Below are 21132 nucleotides of genomic sequence, written 5' to 3' on the forward strand. Positions count from 1 at the left end.
TAGCAATGTTTAGTGTGCATTTTAGTGGAAGTAAAGCTTTGCTTTTGCGTTTTGAGCAAGAAATTTCACCTCAAATCAATGCCTATGTTTTAAGCACAGAACAAAGGATACAAAAAGCCCTAAAAAAAGGTGAAATTTATGGTATTGATGAGTTGGTAAGTACTTATGCAAGTTTGTTGATATACTTTAATCCTTGCGTGCTTTCTTTAAATTCTTTGCTTGATTTTTTGGAAAAAATTAAAAAGGATATCAAACTTACGGAGCAAAACTCAAGTCTTTGTATAGAAGTTCCACTTTGTTATGATGAAGAATTTGGGCTGGATTTAGAATTTGTGTGCAAACACAATCAAATTTCAAAAGAAGAGCTTATATCTCTTCACACTAAACCTTATTATCTTGTTTTTATGCTAGGTTTTATGGCAGGTTTTCCTTATCTTGGAGGTTTAGATGAAAGACTTTTTACCCCACGCCTTTCAAGCCCTAGAGCAAAAATAGAAGCTGGAAGTGTAGGTATAGCCGATAAACAAACAGGAGTTTATCCCATATCAAGTCCAGGGGGTTGGCAAATCATTGCTAGAACACCTTTGGAATTTTTTGATAAAGAAGATGAAAAAAATCCCACTCTTTTAAAAGCGGGTATGTTTTTAAAATTTAAAGCCATTTCAAAAGATGAATTTTTTGAGATCCAAGAGCAAGTTGCTAAAAAAGTCTATCAAAAGGAAATTTATGAGTATAAAAATCATTGAAGCATCTATAAATTCAAGTTTGCAAGACTTTGGTAGAAAAAAATTTGCTAAATTTGGCATAGCAAGAAGTGGAGCTATGGATGAAGATGCTTTAAGAATGGCAAATATCTTGCTTGGAAACAAACAAGATGAAGCAGGAATTGAGCTTTGTTTAAAGGGTGGAAAATACGAATTTTTAGATGAGAATTATTTTGTTTTAAGTGGAGCTGAATTTGAGGCAAAGCTTGATAATCAAAAAATCAAAACTTGCAAAGTATATCAAGCAAATAAAGGCGATATTTTAGAACTTGATTTAGCAAAAATAGGTTTTCGTGGGTATTTATGCGTAGCGGGTGGCTTTGAAGTAAAAAGTTTTTTAAACTCTAAATCCAGTGATGCTAAAATGGGAGCTGGAGTTTTTGAAGGAAGAGCTTTGCAAAAAGATGATATTTTAAATACTCATAATACTTTTATACCTTTTAATTTAGAAGCTAGAGAATGTGAAAACCCTCTTTTTAAAAGCCCTAAAGAGCCTATTATACGCGTTATTTTAGGAACAAATGAAGATGCTTTTACCCAAAAAGGCATAGAAACCTTTTTAAATACTACTTATAAAGTAGGTTTAAAAAGCGATAGAATGGCAATTTATGCAGAATCTAGTGAAAGTATAGAGCATAAAAACTCAGCAGATATCATCTCAGATCCTGCGGTTTTTGGAAGTATACAAGTGCCAAAAAGTGGTATTCCTATTATTTTAATGGCAGGAAGACAAAGCACAGGAGGCTATACAAAAATAGCCACGGTTATAGAAAATGATCTAAGCTTACTCGCACAAGCTAAGTTAGGTTCTAGCTTTAAATTTCAAAGCATTAGCATGCAAGAAGCCTTAGAACTTTATAAACAAAGAGAAATGAAATTTAAAGCTATGGATCAAAAAATCAATCTTGATTTTGAAAATTTAATCTAAGCTTTTTTACCATAAATATTGATAAAATATATAGCACCTATAGCCAAGGCACAACCTAACAAGGTAAGTGCATTTGGCACCTCGTCTAGTATAAAATAACTGCAAATTAAAGCACTAGCAGGAGTGATTAAAACAAAAGAATTTGCCTTAACGCTTCCTAAAATGTGAATCCCATAATAATAAATACTAGTTCCTATAATAGTTGATAAAAAAGCCACGACAAACATACTGATCCAAAATTTAAATTCAAAATGAAAAATTTCATAACTTTTTACATCAAACAATATCCAAGAAAACATTAAAATAGAAATGAGATTAATATAAAAGTTAATCGCCAAAGGGTGAGCTCCTTTGGCTTTATGATTAAACACTGCCATCAAAGCCCAAATAAAAGAACAAGTTAAAAATAAAATATTAAATTTACCAAATAAATCTTCTAAACTCCCTAAATTTAGCAAACAAAATCCAGATAATAAACCTAAAAATAAGCCTAGAATTTCACTCTTTGTGATCTTGTGAGTTGATTTTTTGTTTTTTTGAAAAAATATCGCTATCATAAATATCAAATAAGAAAAAATAGGAATCATAGTGGTTACTAAAACTCCTCCTTTGCCTGCCAAGCCGTGCTTTATAGCGATAAAAAATACAAAGGCATAAAGCCCATTTAAAACTCCTGCTATCAATACCCATTTTAAGGCAGTTTTTTCGATTTTAAGAGGAATTTTTAAGAAGTTTAAAACAAAAAATGAACCCAATACAACAAAGAAAAAACGCCAAAAGGTAATAATAGAAGTATCCGTATAATTTGCTAAAATCTTAGATGTTGGCCAAGATGAGCCCCATAAAAACATAGCAATAACAAGCAAGATATACAAATACTTTGTTCGAGTCAATGTTACACCTTGAAATTTTTAAGTCAAATTTTTTAAAAAATTTTTTTCAAGTGTAGTTCATACTCGTTTAGATATTTTTCCACTTGAGGATTTTTTACCACATCATTACACATAAAAGTTGGTAAAGCTTTCATACCTATAAATTCATGAGCCTTATGCAAATGCCAATACACCATATCTACACCCTTTCCTTCAAAAAATTCATTTTTATCATTAAAGGCTTCAAGAGGTGCATTCCAAGTGAGAGAAAACATGTATTTTTTACCATGATCTAAACCACCTTTTCCGTAGTTTTTACTAGGATTTTCATGAGTTCTTCCATCATTTTTAAAAAGCACTCCAGCACCCAAACCAAACACTTCATCGATATATTTTTTAACTATCCAAGGCTCCCCCATCCACCAAGCTGGCATTTGATAGATCACAGCATCAGCTTTTATAAATTTTTGTATCTCTTCTTTAGGATCATATCCTTGATCTATGTGAGTTTGATCTACCTCGTATCCTAGTGTTTTTAAAATTTCTAAAGCATGATTATGCAATGTCAAATTAAGTTGTCCTTTTGAATTTCCAAATTCTTTAGCGCCATTAAGTAAGAGTATATTTTTCATTTTTATCCTTTTTTAAATTTTATGATACAATTATAACTTAGCATAATATCATTTTCAATACAGAAAATAAAGTAATATACTATACTAAAGGAATGTTAAATGACTAAAGAGAATTCTCCGTGCAATTTCGAAGAATGTGGATTTAACTATACTCTAGCATTAATTAATGGAAAATATAAAATGAGTATTTTATACTGCTTATTTCGCTATGAAATCGTGCGTTATAATGAACTCAAACGCTTTTTAAGCTCCATATCTTTTAAAACTTTAACCAATACCTTAAGAGAACTAGAAAACGATGGTTTAATTATCAGAAAAGAATACGCTCAAATTCCACCCAAGGTAGAATATAACTTATCCAAACGCGGACAAAGTTTAATTCCTATTTTACAAGCTATGTGCAAATGGGGCGAGAAAGACAAAAAGGAAAAAAATGCTTGAATTAATTGGCGAACTTTCTTTGCAAAATTATATGGGAGAATGGCTTGAAATGGCTAGAAAACCAGCCTTTTTTCAAAAATCTTGCCTAAATTCAAAGGCAAAATACGAGCTTAAATACAAAAATGGCGTTCCTTATGTAGAGATTGAGAATTTTTGCAGTAAAGAAAATGAAAATTCAAGTATAAAAGGCAAGGCAAAAATCGTTTCAAATAGGCAATTAGCAGTGAGATTTAACATCTTTATGAACCTGTTTAATAAGGTAAATTATGAAATTATTTTTATTGATAGCGAGTATAAAGTTGCCATTGTGGGTAGTCCTGATAAAAAATACCTTTGGATTTTAGCAAGAAATATAATTGATGAAAAAAGCATAAAAGAGCTTTTAAACATCGCTAAGCAAAGGGGATTTGACATTAGCGATGTAGTTTTTGATAAGTATTAAATTATTCTTTTGTCATATCAATAACATAGCGAAATTTAGCCTTACCTGAGGTTAGATTTTCATAAGCTTTATCAATTTCTTGCGGTGTGATAAGCTCGGTTTCTGGATAAATTCCGTGTTTTAAAGAAAAATCAAGCATTTCTTGAGTTTCAGCAATACCACCAATTAGCGAACCATAAACCTTTTTACCTGCCTTATGTACAAAGGTTATCACGCTGATACTTGGAGCAACTTCGTGGGGTGGCAAACCCACTATCGCCATTTCACCGCCAAATTTAAGCAAATCCAAATAAATAGCAGGATTATAAGGCGTTGGAATGGTTGAGATGATTAAATCAAAACGTTCTTTTACAGCGTTTTTATCGCAGCTTGTGTAAAATGAGCTTACACCCATAGCCAAAGCATCGGCTTTTTTGTTTTCATTTCTAGCAAAAACGCTAACCTTTGCACCCATTTTCACAGCGTATTTTACAGCCATCATACCAAGTCCGCCAAATCCTGCTATAGCAACGCTTGAGCCTTCTTTTATCTTAGAAAATTTTAAAGGCGAGTAAGTGGTAATTCCTGCACAAAGCAAAGGCGCGACTTTTTCCATCGGTGCATCTTTTGGCACACAAACGGCAAATTTTTCACTTACAACTATGTTGTTTGAGTAGCCCCCATAAGTGTTTTCATTGCCATGAAATACATCACAACTATTGTAAGTAAAGATGGTTTTGCCATTTTCGCAAAACTGCTCTTGTGAGCGTTTGCAAGCATCGCACTCACCGCATGAATTTACCATACAACCAACCCCTGCGTAATCTCCTACTTTAAATTTACTCACATTTTTACCCACAGCGATAACTTCTCCTGCTATCTCATGCCCAGGCACGCAAGGATAAGTAGCTTCTCCCCACTCGCTTCTTGCGGTGTGAATATCGCTATGACAAATGCCTGCATATAGGATTTTAATCAAAATATCATTATCGCCAATAGCATGGCGGCTAAATTCAAAGGGTGTAAATTTCGCATCCTTGCTAAGCATTGCATAGCCTTTACTTGCGATGCGATTGTTTTCTAAAATTTTGTATTGCATTTTTGCTCCTTTTTTGATTTTTTATAATTATAAAACATTAGAGTAGCTATAAGTCAAGAGTGAAAATAATTTTTTAAAAATTAGTATAAATGCTATAATTATAAAATTTAATTTCACTTTGGGGTAAAAATGCAAAATTTGTATTCAGAAGATGATACTAGAGTAAAATTTATAGATGCAAAGCTTTATGATAGTTCTTGGAATGAAGAAAATATAAAAAGAAATTATTATTTTACAGATGGTAGAAAGCTTTTAGGTGGTAAAAGAGCACAAAGAAAATTTGCAGATTATTTGCTTAGATATGAAGGAAACAACCTTGCTATAATAGAAGCTAAAAAATTTAGTAAAGATCCTTTAGATGGTTTATCTCAAGGCATAGAATATGCAAAAATTTTAAATGTGCCTTTTGTATATAGTAGCAATGGAGAAAAAATTTATGAATACGATATAAGAAGTCATAGTGGTAAATACATAGATAAATTTCCAAGTCCTAAAGAGCTTTTTGATAGGATTTATGGCAATGTCAAAGAATGGCAATACAGGCTTTTAACCCAAAATGTTATGTATATACCGCAAAAAGAATTAAGATATTATCAAAAAATAGCAATAGATAAAGTCATAGAAGCCATTATAAATAACAAAAATAGAATTTTACTCACTCTTGCTACAGGCACAGGAAAAACAACCATAGCTTTTAATTTGTGCTATCGTTTGTTAGAGGCAAGATGGAATAAAGAAAACAAAGATCAAAAGCCTAAAATACTATTTTTATGTGATAGAGTGAGCTTAAGAGATCAAGCCTTAGGAGAATTTAATCCTATAGAAAGTGATTGTAAGGCAATTAGTGCTGAAGAAATAAAGAAAAATGATGGAAAAATCATAACAAATGCAAATATTTTCTTTGGAATTTATCAAAGCTTAGCTGCAAATTCAAAAGAACAAGAAAACACCCAAGAAGAACAAGAGAGCAAATTTTATCTTCAATACCCAAAAGATTTTTTTGATCTTATCATCATAGATGAGTGCCACAGAGGTGGAGCAAACGAAGAAGGAAGCTGGAGAGCTGTACTTGAGTATTTTTCTTATGCGACTCAGCTTGGTTTAACCGCTACTCCAAAAAAAGAAGAAAATATAGACACTTATGAGTATTTTGGTGAGAGTGTTTATGATTATAGTCTTAAAAGTGGTATTGAAGATGGATTTTTAACCCCTTATAAAGTCAAACTCATAAAAACAACTTTGAGTGATGGTTATACCTATAATCCTGATGATTTAATACAAGGTGAGCTTGAAAAAGGCTTTTATAAACAAAGTGAATTTGAAAGAAATATTTTTTTACCAAACTATAATGACTTTATCGCTAAGAAAATTTTAGAGCTTATAAATCCTATGGATAAAACCATAATTTTTTGTGTAAATCAAGCTCATGCAAATGAAGTAAAAAGAGCTATAGATAAATATAAAAGCGTTAAAAGAGATGATTATTGTGTAAGAGTTACGAGTGATGAAGGTAAAATAGGGCTTGATTATCTAAAATTGTTTCAAGATAATGATAAAAGCTATCCTGTCATACTTACTAGCTCTAAAATGCTCACAACTGGAGTGGATGCAAAAAATGTGCGAAATATAGTATTGCTAGCAAATATAGGTTCTATGGTGGAATTTAAGCAAATTATCGGGCGTGGCACTAGGGTTTATGAAGGCAAAGACTTTTTTACCATACTTGATTTTGTCGGTGCGACTAAGCTTTTTTATGATCCAAAATGGGATGGTGAAAAAATAGAAGAATTAAAAGAGCAAGATGAAAAAGAAAAAATCACTAAAGAGCATATAAAACAAACAAAAGAAGAAAGCAAAGAAAAAAAGAGCGTAACCATACACTTAAAAGGCACAAAACTTAAGGTTTTAGATATCACAACTACTTATGTAGGAGCACAAGGTAAGCCACTTAGCACTAAGGAGTTTTTGGAATTTTTGATAGGAAAGCTTGGTGAGTATTATGATGATGAAGCAAAATTGCGTGAAATTTGGAGTGATCAAAAAAATAGAGAAAGATTTTTAAAAGCCCTTGCAAATGATGGAGTAGATGAAAATGCTTTAAAAGATCTAAGAGAAATTTTTCAAAAAGATTGTGATATATACGATGTTTTAGCGCATTTAAGCTTTAATGCCGAGATAAAAACAAGGCAAGAGCGTGTTTTACAAGTAGAAAATGGTGAGTTTTTAAAACGCTTTCAAAAAGAAAAGGCTATAAAATTTATAGAATTTTTACTAAATAGATATCAAGAATACGGCATAAAAGATTTTGATGATGGCTTAAAACCACTTATAGAACTTAGTTCTTTGGGTAATGTAAGAGAATTGGCCGATGAATTTGGTGGCTTAGAAATTCTAAAACAAAGCTTTGATGATTTACAAAGGGAGATTTATGCGAGGTAAAAAATGAAAATTTTAAAATTTAATGAAATAAATTTTGGCTCTTATAAAAATTTTAAATGGGGTAATAATCTTGAAGAATTTAAAACAATTAATATTTTTTATGGTAGAAATTATTCAGGTAAAACTACACTTTCAAGGATAGCTAGAAGTTTTGAGCTTAAAAAACATAATGAAGATTTTTTGGATGGAAATTTTAAAATAAAATTAGAAGATGGTAATTTTTTAACCCAAAATGATGTTATAAAATCTAATCTAGATATTAGGGTTTATAATAGTGATTTTGTAAAGGAAAACTTAAATTATTTATATGATAAAAAAGGAAATATAAAAGGTTTTAAAAGCATAGGGGAGGAGCAAAAAAATATAAAAGAAATAATTGAAAAAAGAGAAGAAATTTTAGCAAAAAGAAATGAGAAGTTAAAAAACATACAAATAAATCAAGATGATATTTTTAAAAAACAACAAGATAAAATAAAAACTTTAAATGAAAATCTTACAAATAAAGCTAAAGTTATAAAAAGTAGTTCAAATTTGACAAAACAAGGTAATGACTATAATAAGAAAAATTTAGAAAAAGATTTAATTGTAATTAAAAATGATGTAAATATCTATATTCTTAACGATGAAACACAAAATAAACTTGTAAAAATCTTAGAAGACAAAGAAAAGCAAAATATAAATTTTACAATTAATTTTAATAAAAATAATTTTCAAAATATTTTAAAACATTCATCAGAAATTCTTGAAAAAAAAATTATCATTAAAGAAAATTTAACAAGCGAATTAAGACAATGGCTAGAAGAAGGTTTAAAATTTCATAAAGAGCATTCATCTACACAGCAATGTAAATTTTGCAACAACCCATTAACACTAGAAAGAATAGTTTGGATTGAAAATAACATAAAAGATGATAGTGGAGAAAAAGAAAAAATTGAAAAAGAATTAAAATATTTATTAGATAATTTTGAAAATTATAAATTAGAATTAAAAAATTTATTACAAGATGTTAAAAATGAAAATTTTTATTCTAATTATAAAGATAGTTTTATTGCCCTAAAAGAACAACTAGGAGTAAGTATTGCGAATTATAATAAAGAGATATTGAAAATAGAGAAAAAAATAAAAGAAAAACAAAAAGATGTTTTTACTCCCATAAAGTTAGAAAATATTAATGATTTTTCAAATGAGATATTTTTAACATTAAACCAAATTGAAAATTTATGCAAAGAAAATGATGAATACACAGAAAAATTATTAGCAAATCAAAATGAAGCAAGAGAAAGATTAAGACTGAATGAAGTAGCAAAGTTTGCTAAAGATAGCGATTATCTTGCCAAACAAGATGAAGTTGAAATTCTACAACAAAATATAAATATTTTAGAGGAAAGTATTAAAACACAAGACAACAAAATAAACCTTTTAAATAAAAGAATAGAAAATTATAAGACAAAGCTTAGTAATCTAGAAACTTCTACAAGCAATATAAATAAATATTTAAAATCATATTTTGGACACAATCTATTAGAATTAAAAGCAAAAAAAGATGATAATGGGCAATTAAATGGAGAATTTGAAATTTTAAGAAATGGCAAGCAAGCTAAGAATTTAAGTGAGGGTGAGTGTAGTTTAATTGCTTTTTGTTATTTTGTGGCAAGTTTAAAAGATGCAAACACCAAAGATAAAAATCCTATAATATGGATAGATGATCCTATCTCTAGCCTTGATAATAATCATATATTTTTTATATTTTCTGTGATAGAGAATGAAATAGTAAGAAAAAATTCTTTTGAGCAATTTTTTATATCTACGCATAATTTAGATTTTTTAAAATATATAAAAAGATTAAAGAAAAGCAAATCCAAACAAAGCAAAAATGATGAAAAAGAGTATGATTTTCCACAATACTATTTTATTGAAAAAAGTGTCAAAGAAAGTATGGAAACAAGTGAAGTTAAAAAATTACCTAAATGTTTAGAGAAATATACAACAGAATTTAATTATCTTTTTGAACAAATTTATAAGTTTAAAAATATTGATGGTATAAATGATGAAGATTTAAAAATTTCTCTTGTTTATAATTTTGGAAATAATTTAAGAAAATTTCTTGAGATTTATTTATTTTTTAAATATCCAAATAATTTTGAGAGTTTAGATAAAGAATTAATCGAAAGATTTTTTAATGATACATATCAAAGTGATAGGATTGATGAAAATCATCAAAAAATGGTAGCAAGTATTATAAATAGGTATCAAAATGAATACTCGCATTTAAGAGAGATACTTAGCAGAGGAATGCAACCTATTGATATAGAAGAAAGCAAAAAAATAGCTAAATTTATTTTAGAAACAATAAAACAAAATGATAAACAACAATATAAAGCGTTAGTTAAAAGTATAGGTAAATAAATAGAAAAAGGCAATACAATGACAAATTTACCGCAGGGTTGGGAAGTTAAAAAGCTTGGTGAAATAGGTGAAATTGTTACGGGTTCAACACCTAGTAAAAGTAATTTAGATTTTTATGGAAAAGATTATCCATTTTTTAAGCCGAGTGATTTCGAGCAAGGGTATTTTTTAGAAAATGCTGGGGATAATCTATCAAAACTAGGCTTTGATAAAGCTAGGCAGCTTCCGCCTAAAACAATCCTTGTAGTTTGTATAGGTTCTTTGGGTAAAGTAGCATTAACTAGAGTTATTGGGAGTTGCAATCAGCAAATAAATGCAATTATCCCTCACAAAAATATAATTGCCGAGTATATTTATTATTATTGCATATCTTCTAAATTTCAATCTATATTATTTTCAAAAGCACCCCAAACAACTTTAGCTATTTTAAATAAGACTGAATTTTCTAAACTTGAAATTATTTATCCAAAAGACATAAAAGAGCAAGAAAGGATAGTGGGAATTTTAGATGAGAGTTTTGCAAAGATAGATGAGAGTATAAAAATCTTAGAGCAGAATTTGCTAAATTTAGATGAGTTAATGCAAAGCGCCTTGCAAAAAGCTTTCAATCCATTAAAAGACAATGCTAAAGAAAACTATAAACTCCCACAAGGCTGGAAATGGAAAAGCTTAGGGGAAATTTGCGAAATTTTAGGCGGTGGTACTCCAGATACAAAAAATCCTATTTTTTGGTATTCAAGCCAAGCAGATGAAGTGCAATTTGAAAAAAGCTATTATTGGGCTACTCTTGTAGATACAAAACAAAAATATTTGTATGGAACAAAAAGGAAAATTACGCAAAAAGGATTGGATTGTAGTAATGCAATTTTATTACCTATAAATTCTGTAATTTTCTCATCTCGTGCATCAATTGGAGAGATAAGTATTGCGAAGGTAGAAACCGCGACAAATCAAGGTTATAAGAATTTTATTTGCGATGAAAGTATATTGTATTATGAATTTTTATATTTTGCATTAAAACATTTTACTAAAGAAATAGAATTGTTAGCACAAGGCACAACTTATAAAGAAGTAAGTAAAGCAAAGATAAAAGATTTTAAAATCCCCCTACCCCCACTCAAAGAGCAAGAGCAAATCACAAAGCATTTAGATTTTATCTTTGAAAAGGCAAAGGCTTTAAAAGAGCTTTACACTAAAGAACTAAAAGATTATGAAGAACTTAAGCAATCCTTACTTGATAAAGCTTTTAAGGGAGAATTATAATGTTAAAAAATTTGCCAAATTTTAACACATTGGCTTGATATGTTAAAAATTTTTGATTTTTTTAACATATTGCAGTTCAAAAACAAAAATATACAAAAATAAAACTAGACTTTGATAAAATTATTTTAAAGGTTTTAAGGGAAGAAAATGCAAAACAAAATCGATAAAATCACAGATATTTTAAGAAGAGATGATGGTATAAGCGGTGCTATGCATTATACGGAGCAGATTGGCTGGATACTTTTTTTAAAATTTTTAGATGATTATGAGACAAATTTAAAAGATTTAGCGTTTTTAGATGGCAAAGATTATAAAAGCATTTTGCAAGAAAAATTTAGCTGGAGTGTTTGGGCAGCACCTAAAAAAGATGGCAAACTTGATGTAAAAAATGCTTTAAGTGGATCGGATTTGCTTGAATTTGTAAATAAAGAGCTTTTTCCTTATCTTAAAAATTTTAAAAATAATGATGATTTTAAAAGTATAGAGTATAAAATCGGTGGAATTTTTGAATTTATAGACAATCGCATAGCAAATGGACATACTTTAAGAGAAGTGATAAATATCATTGATGAGATTAGTTTTAATAAAGAAGATGAAGTATTTGCCTTAGGTGAAGTTTATGAAAAACTTTTAAAAGATATGGGTAGCGATGGTGGAAATAGTGGAGAATTTTACACCCCTCGTCCTTTGATAAAGGCTATGGTGGAAGTAATAGATCCTAAACCAAAAGAAAGAATTTATGATCCTTCTTGTGGTAGTTGTGGATTTTTAGTTGAGAGTTTTTTACATATTTTATATAAAGACAGAACCAAAGGCAAAAAAGCAAATTTAAGCGTAGAAGAGCTTGAATTTTTAAAAAATGATGCTCTTTTTGGTAAAGAAAAAACTCCTCTTAGCTATGCAATGGGCGTTATGAATATGATATTACATGAAATTTCAAGTCCAAATATCATAAAAACAAACACTTTAAGTAAAAAAATCACAGATATAACAGAACAAGAAAAATACGAAGTAATCCTTGCAAATCCACCTTTTGGAGGTAAAGAAAAAGAACAAATTCAAGAAAATTTTCCTATAAAATCAAACGCTACTGAACTTTTGTTTTTGCAACACATTTTAAGATCTTTAAAAAACAATGGAAGATGTGCGATCATCGTGCCTGAAGGTGTACTTTTTCAAAATTCAAATGCCTTTGTGAGTGTAAAAAAAGATTTAGTAGATGATTTTAATTTAGAATGCGTTTTGAGTTTGCCAAGTGGGGTATTTTTGCCTTATAGTGCTGTTAAGACTAATGTGCTTTTTTTCTCTAAAGGTAAAAAATGTATTTGTGAAGGCGATGGAGTTTATTACTACGAACTTATACCACCTTATAAACTTACTAAAAATAAGCCTTTAGAATACACACATTTTAAAGAATTTCTAAAGTGCTACAAAGAAAGAAAAATCACTGCTAATTCTTGGCTTGTTAGCAAAAAAGAGCTTGAAGAAAGAAATTATGATTTAAGTGCTAAAAATCCAAATGTAAAAGAAGAAAAAATCCTAAAAACTAGTGAAGAGATTTTAAATTCTTTAGAAGAAAATCTAAAAATACAACAAGAATATCTAAATGAGCTTAAAAGCATACTAAAATGATTGCAAGTTTTTTGATAAAAACTAATTTACAAATAACTTCTAAGCTCAATTTACAATAAATATTTATTGCTTGCATTCTACTTTTTAATATCATCAAGCAAATTTAGGGCATTTAAAGCCTTTGGATAGCCAATATATGGAATAAGAGCTGCAATGATATTTAGCAAATCTTTTCTACTTTGCCCCATGTTAAGATTGCCTTGTATGTGAGCTTTTACTTGATTGTCTAGCCCACCAAGTGAGATAAGATATACAAGGGTTAAAAGCTCCCTAGTTTTTAGATCAAGTCCTGTGCGTGTATAGTAGTCTCCAAAACAATTCGCACTCAAAAAATCATTTATAAAAGCTTTATCTTCTGGTGTAGTTTCTATCATTTTAGTGATATTAGCTTCACTAAAAATAGCATTTTGTATTTCCCTGCCTTTTATTTTGCGATTTTCTTGTGTAGTGGTGCCTTGTGAAGTTAAAACTAAGGCGATATTTAGTTTTTTAAACACTTTATTGCAAAGGCTTAAAAAATCACATACTCTAGCAAAACCCACATAAGGCGTAGCTTGATAAATCATTTCTTTGATGACAATAGGACTTAAATCGTTCTTGATTGCACCTTGAAGTAAAACTTTAAACTCTATTTTTCCACCTACTGCTAAAGTAGAAGCAAGGGTGATTAAAAAATATTTTTGTGTATCCAAATTTGTTTTTACAAAACTCTCGCCAAAAGTAAAATTAATGTGATTAGTAAAAAACTCCTTATCGCTTGTAAAAAGCAGTTTTTCTTCCACTTTTCCAAAAAATTTTTCAAAAATTTCTCTTGCTTTTTGTGTCAAATTCATAGTATTCTCCTTGATATTTTTGATATTTTGTGAAAAAAGAACGCTTAACATTGCACTTAAAAATATAAAAGTTGTTATACTCAAATTTAAAAAATTCTGCATTTCATTGATAAAATCTTTTACTCTCTTGCTTCTTTTAAGGCATTTTCATATTCTTCATCGCTAACAAGCTCAAGCCATTCTACATTTTTACCTTCTTTTTCGCCTGTAAGTGCTATGTGTGCTCCACTACTTGTATTAGTTGCACCATGAAAATGCTTTACTCCTATAGGACAGCTTATCACATCGCCTTTTTTAGCTATAAAGGCTTTTTGGCCTGGAACTTTTGTGATGATTTCACCCTCTGTTACGATTAAGGTTTGTCCTTGAGGATGAGTATGCCACGCACTTCTAGCACTGGCTTCAAATTCAACCAAAGCCCCGCTAAAATTTCTCCACTCATTTGATTTAAACATCATAGAAACTTTTACATTTTTGCTAAAAATTTACTATCACCTTTAAAACTTCCATGAATTCCTGCTTTTTCTAATTCTTGTATTTTACCTCCTTTTTTAGTATTATAAAACATGAGAGCTACTCTAAGTCAAGTAAAAATTTAAAATCTTAATTTCATTTTTTCTATCCTACTTCTTACAAAAATCATGATAATTCCTAAAATCAACAAAACAATAGTATTTACGATAATATAACGCGTATCACTCAAAGAAATCACAAGTCCACAAATAGCAGTTCCGGTGCTTAATCCTATATTGGCCACGCTTATAAAAAGTCCATTGCTAAAATTAGCAGCCTTTGGAAAGGGATAACTTATCATAAAATGCGTGCCGTTATTCATCACACCTGCTAAAATTCCTAATATAAAGGCAAATATTATAAGTATAATTTCACTATAAAAACTAAAAAGTAAAATATAAAATCCTATCATAATTAAAGGTGTTAAAATCAAAGTAAAATTTGCGTTTTTAACAAGGGTCTTTCCGGCTATATAATTGCCTATAATATTTGAAAAACCATAAATAGCCAATACAATACTAATTAAAGTAAATTTCATCTTTCCTACACTATGTAAGAAATCAGAAAAATAAGAGTAAAAACCCCAAATTCCAGCATTTATACAAATAACACAAAGTATGCTAATCCATAAAAGTGGGTATCTTAAAATAAGCAATTGTTTGCTTATTTTTACAGAATTTACTTTTTTAAAATCAGGAACAAAAAATAAAGTTGCTATAAAAGATAAGGTATTTAAAAATACAAAAAATAACATTGCCATTTTAAAACTAAAATTTCCACCAAAATAACTAGTCATAGGTACACCCAAAACCATTCCAGCACTAACTGCTGCAAAAATCTTAGCTGTAGCTTTTGGAATTTCTTTCTTATCTTCGACCAAATTTGCAACCATACTTAGAGCAAGAGCTATATAAATAGGATGAAAAAAAGCAGGAATAGCTCTTAAAATAAGCAATTGCCAAAATTCACTCACAAAAGCAGAAGTTAACCAGCTTAAGATAAACACAGCTAAACAAATAAGCATAAGTTTTTTAGGATTGAAATTTGCACAAAGCAGCGGGACAATAGGGGCGCAAAAAGTTATCACGAGTGCAAAAATACTCGCACACCAACCCGCATCTGAAATACTTACACTGAAATTTTGAGAAACAATAGGAATTATACCCATCATCCCTAGTTCTGTGCTCAAAATCCCAAATACCCCTAAACAAAATACTAGAATAATTTGAGTATTTGAAGCTTTATTTAAATTTTTCATTTTATCCTTTCAATTAATATTTTTAAAAGTATAAAAGATGAGAGTAGGTCTAAGTCAATAACCTAAAATAAAAATATTTATCTATATTAAATAAAATCTTTAGAAAAATTTGAAACTTCAAAATAAGCATTTAAAAGAAATAAAAGATGCCTTAAAAGCATAAGATATCTTTTATTTATAGGCTTATTACTCCAATGCGTGTATTTTTATCGCAAGAATTAAGCACTATGTCTATCATAGCACTAGCATAATCACTATAGCTGATTTTACTCAAACAAATGTTTAAAATAAAATTTTTATTTTTATTTGTTATGATTATTTTAGGCGTGGCTATATCTTTTGGAATTTTTATTAATTTAATTTAAGGAAATAAAATGCAAAAATTTTTAACCATTATTTCAGCAATCAATGATGAAAGTAGGATTTTGATTTTGCATCATCTTTTAAGATATAAAGAACTTTGTGTTTGTGATCTACAAGAGCTCTTAAACATGGGTCAATCAAGACTTTCAAGACATTTAAAAATTTTAAAAGATGCGGGTTTTTTGTATGTAAGGCATCAAGGAACTTGGGCGTATTATGGGATTAATAATGAGCTTTTAAAGCTGCATTTAGATCTTTTTGAAAATATCAAAATTTTAGAGCTTAAAAATGCTATTAAAAAAAATGAAAATATTATTACCCAAATTTGCCCTTAATATAAAATCAACCCTTAAACTTATGCAATTTATCACAAGGTTGATAGTCCTTGCTTTCTAGATTAAACCCATCGACTTCATTTGCAAGCATTTCTTCATAAATTTTTATCTTTTTGCTTAAAACTTTTTCACTTTCTTTTAATGTTTTAATCTGGTTTTGTAATTTTTTCTTTGTTTGCTTTAACATCTCTTGTCTCTCTTTGGCAGTTTTTATACCCAAAGAGCAAAGTTTTATGTAATGCCTGATTTGTTCGATTTGCATACCTGAAATTCGAAACCATTCTATCCATTTTGCCCATTCTATATCGCTTTTTGAAAAATATTTCACACTATTTTCATCTTTTTGAACAAAAGGAAACAAACCTTTTTAGCCCAAAATCTTAAAGTATGAGCACTAATTTTTGTTTCTTTTTCTACCTCTTTTCATAGTATAAGCCATATTTTCTCCTTTTTAAAATAAAAATAAAAATTTATTTTTATTTTTTTGTGATAAAATAATAGCCAAATTATTAGTTTTATGCTAAAAATAACAAAAATTAAAAGGAAAATAATGAATAGTATTAAAATCAAACTTTCTCTCATTGCAAATTTAATTGCAATTTTTGCCTTAATTGTTCTAGGTATTGTAAGTTTTTATTTTACAAAAACCTCACTATATGAAAGCACTCTTAAAAATCAAACTGATCTACTTAAAGTCACACAATCTACCGTTGAAGATTTCCGTTCCACAAATCAATCTTTTACTAGAGCTTTAGAAAAAGATATCGCGAACTTACCTTATCAATCTTTAATCACTGAAGAAAATATTATTAACAATGTTGGTCCAATATTGAAATATTATCGTCATAGTATAAATGCACTAAATGTTTATTTAGGTTTAAACAATGGAAAAGTTTTACTTAGTCAAAAATCTAATGATGCAAAAATGCCTGAATTACGTGATGATTTAGATATAAAGACAAAAGATTGGTATCAAGAAGCTTTAAAAACAAATGATATTTTTGTTACACCAGCATATTTAGATACAATTTTAAAACAATATGTAATAACGTATTCTAAAGCTATTTATAAAGATGGCAAAATCATAGGAGTACTGGGTGTCGATATACCATTAGAAGATTTGCAAAATTCAGTTGCAAACACTCCTGGAAATACTTTTTTATTTGATCAAAAAAATAAAATATTTGCAGCAACCAATAAAGAATTATTAAATCCATCCATTGATCATTCTCCTGTTCTAAATGCATATAAAACACATGGAGACTATAACTTTTTTACTTATGGATTAGACGGCAAAGAAAGACTTGGAACTTGTACTAAAGTCTTTGCTTATACAGCTTGTATTACCGAAAGCGCTGATATTATAAATAAACCTATTCATAAAGCTGCATTTATTCAAGCCATTGTTGTCATTATTGTAGTAGTATTTAGCGTCATCCTCCTTTATTTCATCGTATCAAAATACCTCTCCCCACTTGCAGCTATCCAAACAGGTTTAACTTCATTCTTTGATTTTATCAACTATAAAACAAAAAATGTTTCTACTATAGAAGTAAAAAGCAATGATGAATTTGGACAAATCTCAAATGCTATCAATGAAAACATTCTTGCTACTAAAAGAGGCTTAGAACAAGACAATCAAGCCGTTAAAGAATCAGTTCAAACCGTATCAGTTGTAGAAGGTGGTAATTTAACAGCAAGAATTACTGCTAATCCAAGAAACCCACAACTTATTGAACTTAAAAATGTTCTAAATAAACTTCTTGATGTTTTACAAGCTAGAGTAGGTTCTGATATGAATGCTATTCATAAAATTTTTGAAGAATACAAAAGCTTAGACTTTAGAAATAAATTAGAAAATGCTAGCGGTAGTGTAGAATTAACTACTAATGCTTTAGGTGATGAAATAGTTAAAATGCTAAAACAAAGTTCAGACTTTGCTAATGCTTTAGCTAATGAAAGTGGAAAATTACAAACTGCTGTTCAAAGCTTAACCACTTCTTCAAATTCTCAAGCTCAATCTTTAGAAGAAACTGCAGCAGCTTTAGAAGAGATCACTTCTTCTATGCAAAATGTTTCAGTTAAAACTAGTGATGTTATCACTCAATCTGAAGAGATTAAAAATGTTACAGGTATTATAGGTGATATTGCAGATCAAATCAATCTTTTAGCTTTAAATGCAGCTATTGAAGCAGCTCGTGCTGGAGAACATGGTAGAGGCTTTGCAGTGGTAGCTGATGAAGTTAGAAAGTTAGCTGAAAGAACTCAAAAGTCTTTATCAGAAATTGAAGCTAATACTAATTTACTTGTTCAATCTATCAATGATATGGCAGAAAGTATTAAAGAACAAACTGCAGGTATCACTCAAATCAATGATAGCGTAGCTCAAATTGATCAAACTACTAAAGATAATGTTGAAATTGCTAATGAATCAGCTATTATTTCTAGTACAGTAAGTGATATAGCTAATAATATCTTAGAAGATGTTAAGAAGAAGAGGTTTTAATCTTAGATAACTAGCTAAAAAGCTAGTTATCTCTAATTTACTTATTGATTTAAAATTTGATTTTTACTCTTACATAAATTCTGCCAATTTGAAACACCTTTGATTTCAAGACATTGTTTTAAACTTTCTTTTTCAGCTTGTATATTTTGCATTCTTTCATAAGTTAAAGCTTGGATATATAAAGCTCTTGCCTTATCCTCATCTGAAAGTTTTAATTTAAGCAAATCTGTTAAAACAGCTAAACTTTCTTCATTTTTATTGATTTTAGCCAAAGCATCAAGATATATAAATTCTAAATTAGGACTAAAAAGATTTATACCTTTAAAATTTTGATAGTCAATGGCCTTAGGTGCGTAAGTTAAAATCGTTGTTTGCATATTGTGATCATTAGCATAAGAAAGTAAAGCATCATAAGCTTCCACCATACTAAAATTCATTGGAAAACTTTCTAAAATTTGCAAAATTTTAATGGCTTGATTGTAGTCATTTAAGCGCAATAAAGACAAAAATTGCAAATAATAAGCCTTAAAATTCTCATCATCGCTTTTTAAAATTCTAGAATTAGCTATATCTTTAGAAATTTTAATCACCTGAGGATATTGTTTATTATCAAAAAGAATAGATGCTTTTTGAAGACCATAAAATATAGAATCTTCATTATAATTTTTATCTATATAATCAAGTGCTTGTTCAACATTAGAAGTTCTGATAAGACAAGCTAACATTTGTTTTTTATTCTCAATTTTCTGACCTATATCATAAGCACTAAAATGCATAAAAATATTTGCAGCATTGATACAATTATCAGCTTTTATCGCATTTTTTAAATCATTAATGGCTGCTTTCTCTAAAAATTGAGTAGCATTTGGAATTTTTTTACTTTCTATAAGATCTTTATAAGCTAAAATAGCACTAAAATTTCCCTCTTTATAATAAAGTGCAACATCTTCATCTAAAGCTTTATTTGCAATATTCTCATCTTTATTTGCATATTGCTTCATTAAATCTGTATAACGCTGATGCAAAAAGCTTGCATTATTATCACCTAAAGCAAAGAATACCTCATCACTTGCTTTTTTAATTTCATCTAAATACTTACCATCTAAATAATCATCCATATACAAATCAAGGTATTTTTTAGCATCACTAGATCTGTTAGCATGTGATAAAACCAAGGCTAAATCTTTTAAAGTTTCTTCATAACTTGGATCAAGTTTGGACATTTTAGCAAAGGCATCTTCATAAATACTTGCACTTATATCAAATTGTCCCTTTTGATTAAATAATTTAGCAAGTTCTAAAGATCTTGGAATATCTTTTCCAAAATATTCAGGATTGGCTTTTAAAATGGTATTAATATATTCTATAGCTTTATTTACTTGCTCATTTGAAAGCAAATTCTTTGCCAAACTCATAGCTGCTCTTGCAGCTAAATCTAAATTTTTTGTATTAAAATAAGTATTTTCATAAATATTTACAGCTTTTTCTTTTTCATTTAAATTATAAATATAGTCTGCATAATCAAGTTTTGATAACTGAGTAAAATAATTATTAGGTTGTTCATTATCCAAAATCGACATTGTATACTCTACATCAGCACGCTGAGCTAAAGCGATATAAGTTCTTAACATTATATGTAAAACTTCTGAAAAATTTTTATCACTTGTAAAAGTACGCGTCCAATTTTTAGCATCATCAATCATCTTTTCTAAAATTTGTTGATCACGCATGCTTGGATCTTGAGTGTAAAGTTTATTTTGAGCTCTTAATTTATAAAGTATAAATTCACTAGTAAAAATACTGCCACGATATCTATTGATAGCATTTTGTGCATCAATCACCACTTGATTGTAATTAGCCTTATCGTATTCTTTTTTGATGCGTAAATAAGTATTGATATCTGCACTTTGAGGAATAACAACAGGATCAGAATTTAAATCCAAAGCTCCAACATAAGGCAAACTCTCATGTGGAAAATTGATATTAAAATCGAGTCCATCATAGTCTTTAATAGGTGCTAGTTCTGGTGTAAAAATAAAAGTAAAAGCCTTACTTTTATGCGAACTTGATGAACTGAGTTCTTTATCTATATAAATATTTTGAGAAGTGTCAAACATTCTTGCTTGTATTTTTGGCAAAATGATCATTTTAATTTTTTGAGCTTCTTGTATAAATTTTAAATCAAAAGCAGAAAAACTCTGATCTTTTAATTTATTATCAACCATACCTGCAATATCACATTCAAAATGAACTTTTGCTTCGGTAATAAATTTTTGACATGTAAATTCTAAATCATTACTCGCATGTAAAACTGCAAAAGCTTGATTATTTTCACGACCCGTGTTTAAAACAAGCTCAAAAGCAAAAGCATTTAAAAAACTTAATAAAATTAAAAATAATATTCTCATAAAAATAATTATAGCAAAA

General features: G+C 29.0%; 16 protein-coding genes and 3 pseudogenes. 10 read left to right on the plus strand and 9 right to left on the minus strand.

Annotated elements, in window-relative coordinates; genetic code table 11:
- Positions 1 to 5 precede the first annotated feature (5 nt).
- Positions 6 to 746 carry a 5-oxoprolinase subunit PxpB gene (gene pxpB / locus FBF22_RS07405; RefSeq protein ID WP_002884274.1) on the plus strand — a complete coding sequence of 247 codons (741 nt, stop codon included), beginning with the start codon at positions 6 to 8 and terminating at the stop codon, positions 744 to 746.
- Complete coding sequence (locus FBF22_RS07410; RefSeq protein WP_002858255.1) at positions 727 to 1692, plus strand: biotin-dependent carboxyltransferase family protein; 966 nt, start codon at positions 727 to 729, stop codon at positions 1690 to 1692. The genes pxpB and FBF22_RS07410 overlap by 20 nt, the downstream gene beginning before the upstream one ends.
- On the opposite strand, the gene FBF22_RS07415 is transcribed toward FBF22_RS07410, so the two are convergent.
- Entirely contained in the window at positions 1689 to 2585 is an 897-nt protein-coding gene (locus FBF22_RS07415; RefSeq protein ID WP_002869215.1) for a DMT family transporter, read from the minus strand. The two genes, FBF22_RS07410 and FBF22_RS07415, sit on opposite strands and share 4 nt — an antisense overlap.
- Positions 2586 to 2617: 32 nt before the next feature.
- On the minus strand, positions 2618 to 3196 hold the full coding sequence (locus FBF22_RS07420; RefSeq protein ID WP_002851227.1) for an NAD(P)H-dependent oxidoreductase: 579 nt from the start codon (positions 3194 to 3196) through the stop codon (positions 2618 to 2620).
- 99 nt (positions 3197 to 3295) lie between these two features.
- On the opposite strand from FBF22_RS07420, the gene FBF22_RS07425 reads away from it, so the two are divergent.
- Together FBF22_RS07425 and FBF22_RS07430 are read left to right on the plus strand one after the other, a co-directional pair.
- Complete coding sequence (locus FBF22_RS07425) at positions 3296 to 3637, plus strand: helix-turn-helix domain-containing protein (protein WP_002856559.1); 342 nt, start codon at positions 3296 to 3298, stop codon at positions 3635 to 3637.
- Positions 3630 to 4079 (plus strand): lipocalin family protein, encoded by a 450-nt coding sequence (locus tag FBF22_RS07430; RefSeq protein ID WP_002856398.1) that lies wholly within the window; start codon positions 3630 to 3632, stop codon positions 4077 to 4079. The genes FBF22_RS07425 and FBF22_RS07430 overlap by 8 nt, the downstream gene beginning before the upstream one ends.
- Before the next feature lies 1 nt (position 4080).
- On the opposite strand, the gene FBF22_RS07435 is transcribed toward FBF22_RS07430, so the two are convergent.
- Positions 4081 to 5157, minus strand: a complete 1077-nt coding sequence (locus FBF22_RS07435) for an NAD(P)-dependent alcohol dehydrogenase (RefSeq protein ID WP_002855786.1) — start codon at positions 5155 to 5157, stop codon at positions 4081 to 4083.
- Between the two features lie 129 nt (positions 5158 to 5286).
- On the opposite strand from FBF22_RS07435, the gene FBF22_RS07440 reads away from it, so the two are divergent.
- The 4 genes from FBF22_RS07440 (at position 5287) to FBF22_RS07455 (ending at position 12897) form a co-directional block, all read left to right on the plus strand.
- Entirely contained in the window at positions 5287 to 7596 is a 2310-nt protein-coding gene (locus tag FBF22_RS07440; protein WP_165433232.1) for a type I restriction endonuclease subunit R, read from the plus strand.
- A gap of 3 nt (positions 7597 to 7599) precedes the next feature.
- Complete coding sequence (locus FBF22_RS07445; RefSeq protein ID WP_165433231.1) at positions 7600 to 10002, plus strand: AAA family ATPase; 2403 nt, start codon at positions 7600 to 7602, stop codon at positions 10000 to 10002.
- Positions 10003 to 10020: 18 nt separating this feature from the next.
- Positions 10021 to 11265 (plus strand): restriction endonuclease subunit S, encoded by a 1245-nt coding sequence (locus tag FBF22_RS07450; protein WP_020247170.1) that lies wholly within the window; start codon positions 10021 to 10023, stop codon positions 11263 to 11265.
- Between the two features lie 147 nt (positions 11266 to 11412).
- The gene (locus FBF22_RS07455) at positions 11413 to 12897 is read left to right on the plus strand and encodes a class I SAM-dependent DNA methyltransferase (RefSeq protein WP_002867867.1); all 1485 of its coding nucleotides are present in this window, start codon (positions 11413 to 11415) and stop codon (positions 12895 to 12897) included.
- A gap of 77 nt (positions 12898 to 12974) precedes the next feature.
- Here the strand turns inward: FBF22_RS07455 and FBF22_RS07460 are convergent, their stop codons facing one another.
- The 4 genes and pseudogenes from FBF22_RS07460 to FBF22_RS07475 all read right to left on the minus strand — a co-directional run.
- Entirely contained in the window at positions 12975 to 13730 is a 756-nt protein-coding gene (locus FBF22_RS07460; RefSeq protein WP_165433230.1) for a carboxymuconolactone decarboxylase family protein, read from the minus strand.
- A 119-nt stretch (positions 13731 to 13849) separates the two neighbouring features.
- Positions 13850 to 14268 (minus strand): annotated as a pseudogene (locus FBF22_RS07465) (cupin domain-containing protein).
- 57 nt (positions 14269 to 14325) lie between these two features.
- A complete protein-coding gene (locus FBF22_RS07470; protein ID WP_044277916.1) occupies positions 14326 to 15501 on the minus strand; it encodes an MFS transporter in 1176 nt (391 codons plus the stop codon).
- A gap of 175 nt (positions 15502 to 15676) precedes the next feature.
- A pseudogene (locus FBF22_RS07475) lies at positions 15677 to 15772 on the minus strand (NAD(P)-dependent oxidoreductase); the annotation flags it as partial.
- A gap of 103 nt (positions 15773 to 15875) precedes the next feature.
- Between FBF22_RS07475 and FBF22_RS07480 the strand changes: the two are divergent.
- A complete protein-coding gene (locus FBF22_RS07480; RefSeq protein WP_052777737.1) occupies positions 15876 to 16199 on the plus strand; it encodes a metalloregulator ArsR/SmtB family transcription factor in 324 nt (107 codons plus the stop codon).
- Between the two features lie 7 nt (positions 16200 to 16206).
- Here FBF22_RS07480 and FBF22_RS07485 read toward each other — a convergent pair.
- Positions 16207 to 16638 (minus strand): annotated as a pseudogene (locus tag FBF22_RS07485) (MerR family transcriptional regulator).
- 78 nt (positions 16639 to 16716) lie between these two features.
- On the opposite strand from FBF22_RS07485, the gene FBF22_RS07490 reads away from it, so the two are divergent.
- Positions 16717 to 18705, plus strand: coding sequence for a methyl-accepting chemotaxis protein (locus FBF22_RS07490; protein WP_079461977.1), 1989 nt, complete (start codon positions 16717 to 16719; stop codon positions 18703 to 18705).
- Positions 18706 to 18746: 41 nt separating this feature from the next.
- Here the strand turns inward: FBF22_RS07490 and FBF22_RS07495 are convergent, their stop codons facing one another.
- Entirely contained in the window at positions 18747 to 21113 is a 2367-nt protein-coding gene (locus FBF22_RS07495; RefSeq protein WP_002870013.1) for a hypothetical protein, read from the minus strand.
- Positions 21114 to 21132 lie beyond the last annotated feature (19 nt).

This window comes from Campylobacter sp. CFSAN093260 (assembly GCF_012890095.1).
GTDB lineage: Bacteria > Campylobacterota > Campylobacteria > Campylobacterales > Campylobacteraceae > Campylobacter_D > Campylobacter_D jejuni.

Excerpts from the sequence above, each read along its gene's own strand:
- FBF22_RS07445 (WP_165433231.1), top strand. The coding sequence starts at position 7,600 with ATGAAAATTTTAAAATTTAATGAAATAAATTTTGGCTCTTATAAAAAT.
- FBF22_RS07430 (WP_002856398.1), top strand. The coding sequence starts at position 3,630 with ATGCTTGAATTAATTGGCGAACTTTCTTTGCAAAATTATATGGGAGAA.
- FBF22_RS07410 (WP_002858255.1), top strand. The coding sequence starts at position 727 with ATGAGTATAAAAATCATTGAAGCATCTATAAATTCAAGTTTGCAAGAC.
- FBF22_RS07425 (WP_002856559.1), top strand. The coding sequence starts at position 3,296 with ATGACTAAAGAGAATTCTCCGTGCAATTTCGAAGAATGTGGATTTAAC.
- FBF22_RS07440 (WP_165433232.1), top strand. The coding sequence starts at position 5,287 with ATGCAAAATTTGTATTCAGAAGATGATACTAGAGTAAAATTTATAGAT.
- FBF22_RS07450 (WP_020247170.1), top strand. The coding sequence starts at position 10,021 with ATGACAAATTTACCGCAGGGTTGGGAAGTTAAAAAGCTTGGTGAAATA.
- pxpB (WP_002884274.1), top strand. The coding sequence starts at position 6 with ATGTTTAGTGTGCATTTTAGTGGAAGTAAAGCTTTGCTTTTGCGTTTT.
- FBF22_RS07490 (WP_079461977.1), top strand. The coding sequence starts at position 16,717 with ATGCTAAAAATAACAAAAATTAAAAGGAAAATAATGAATAGTATTAAA.
- FBF22_RS07455 (WP_002867867.1), top strand. The coding sequence starts at position 11,413 with ATGCAAAACAAAATCGATAAAATCACAGATATTTTAAGAAGAGATGAT.
- FBF22_RS07460 (WP_165433230.1), bottom strand. The coding sequence starts at position 13,730 with ATGAATTTGACACAAAAAGCAAGAGAAATTTTTGAAAAATTTTTTGGA.
- FBF22_RS07420 (WP_002851227.1), bottom strand. The coding sequence starts at position 3,196 with ATGAAAAATATACTCTTACTTAATGGCGCTAAAGAATTTGGAAATTCA.
- FBF22_RS07480 (WP_052777737.1), top strand. The coding sequence starts at position 15,876 with ATGCAAAAATTTTTAACCATTATTTCAGCAATCAATGATGAAAGTAGG.
- FBF22_RS07495 (WP_002870013.1), bottom strand. The coding sequence starts at position 21,113 with ATGAGAATATTATTTTTAATTTTATTAAGTTTTTTAAATGCTTTTGCT.
- FBF22_RS07435 (WP_002855786.1), bottom strand. The coding sequence starts at position 5,157 with ATGCAATACAAAATTTTAGAAAACAATCGCATCGCAAGTAAAGGCTAT.
- FBF22_RS07470 (WP_044277916.1), bottom strand. The coding sequence starts at position 15,501 with ATGAAAAATTTAAATAAAGCTTCAAATACTCAAATTATTCTAGTATTT.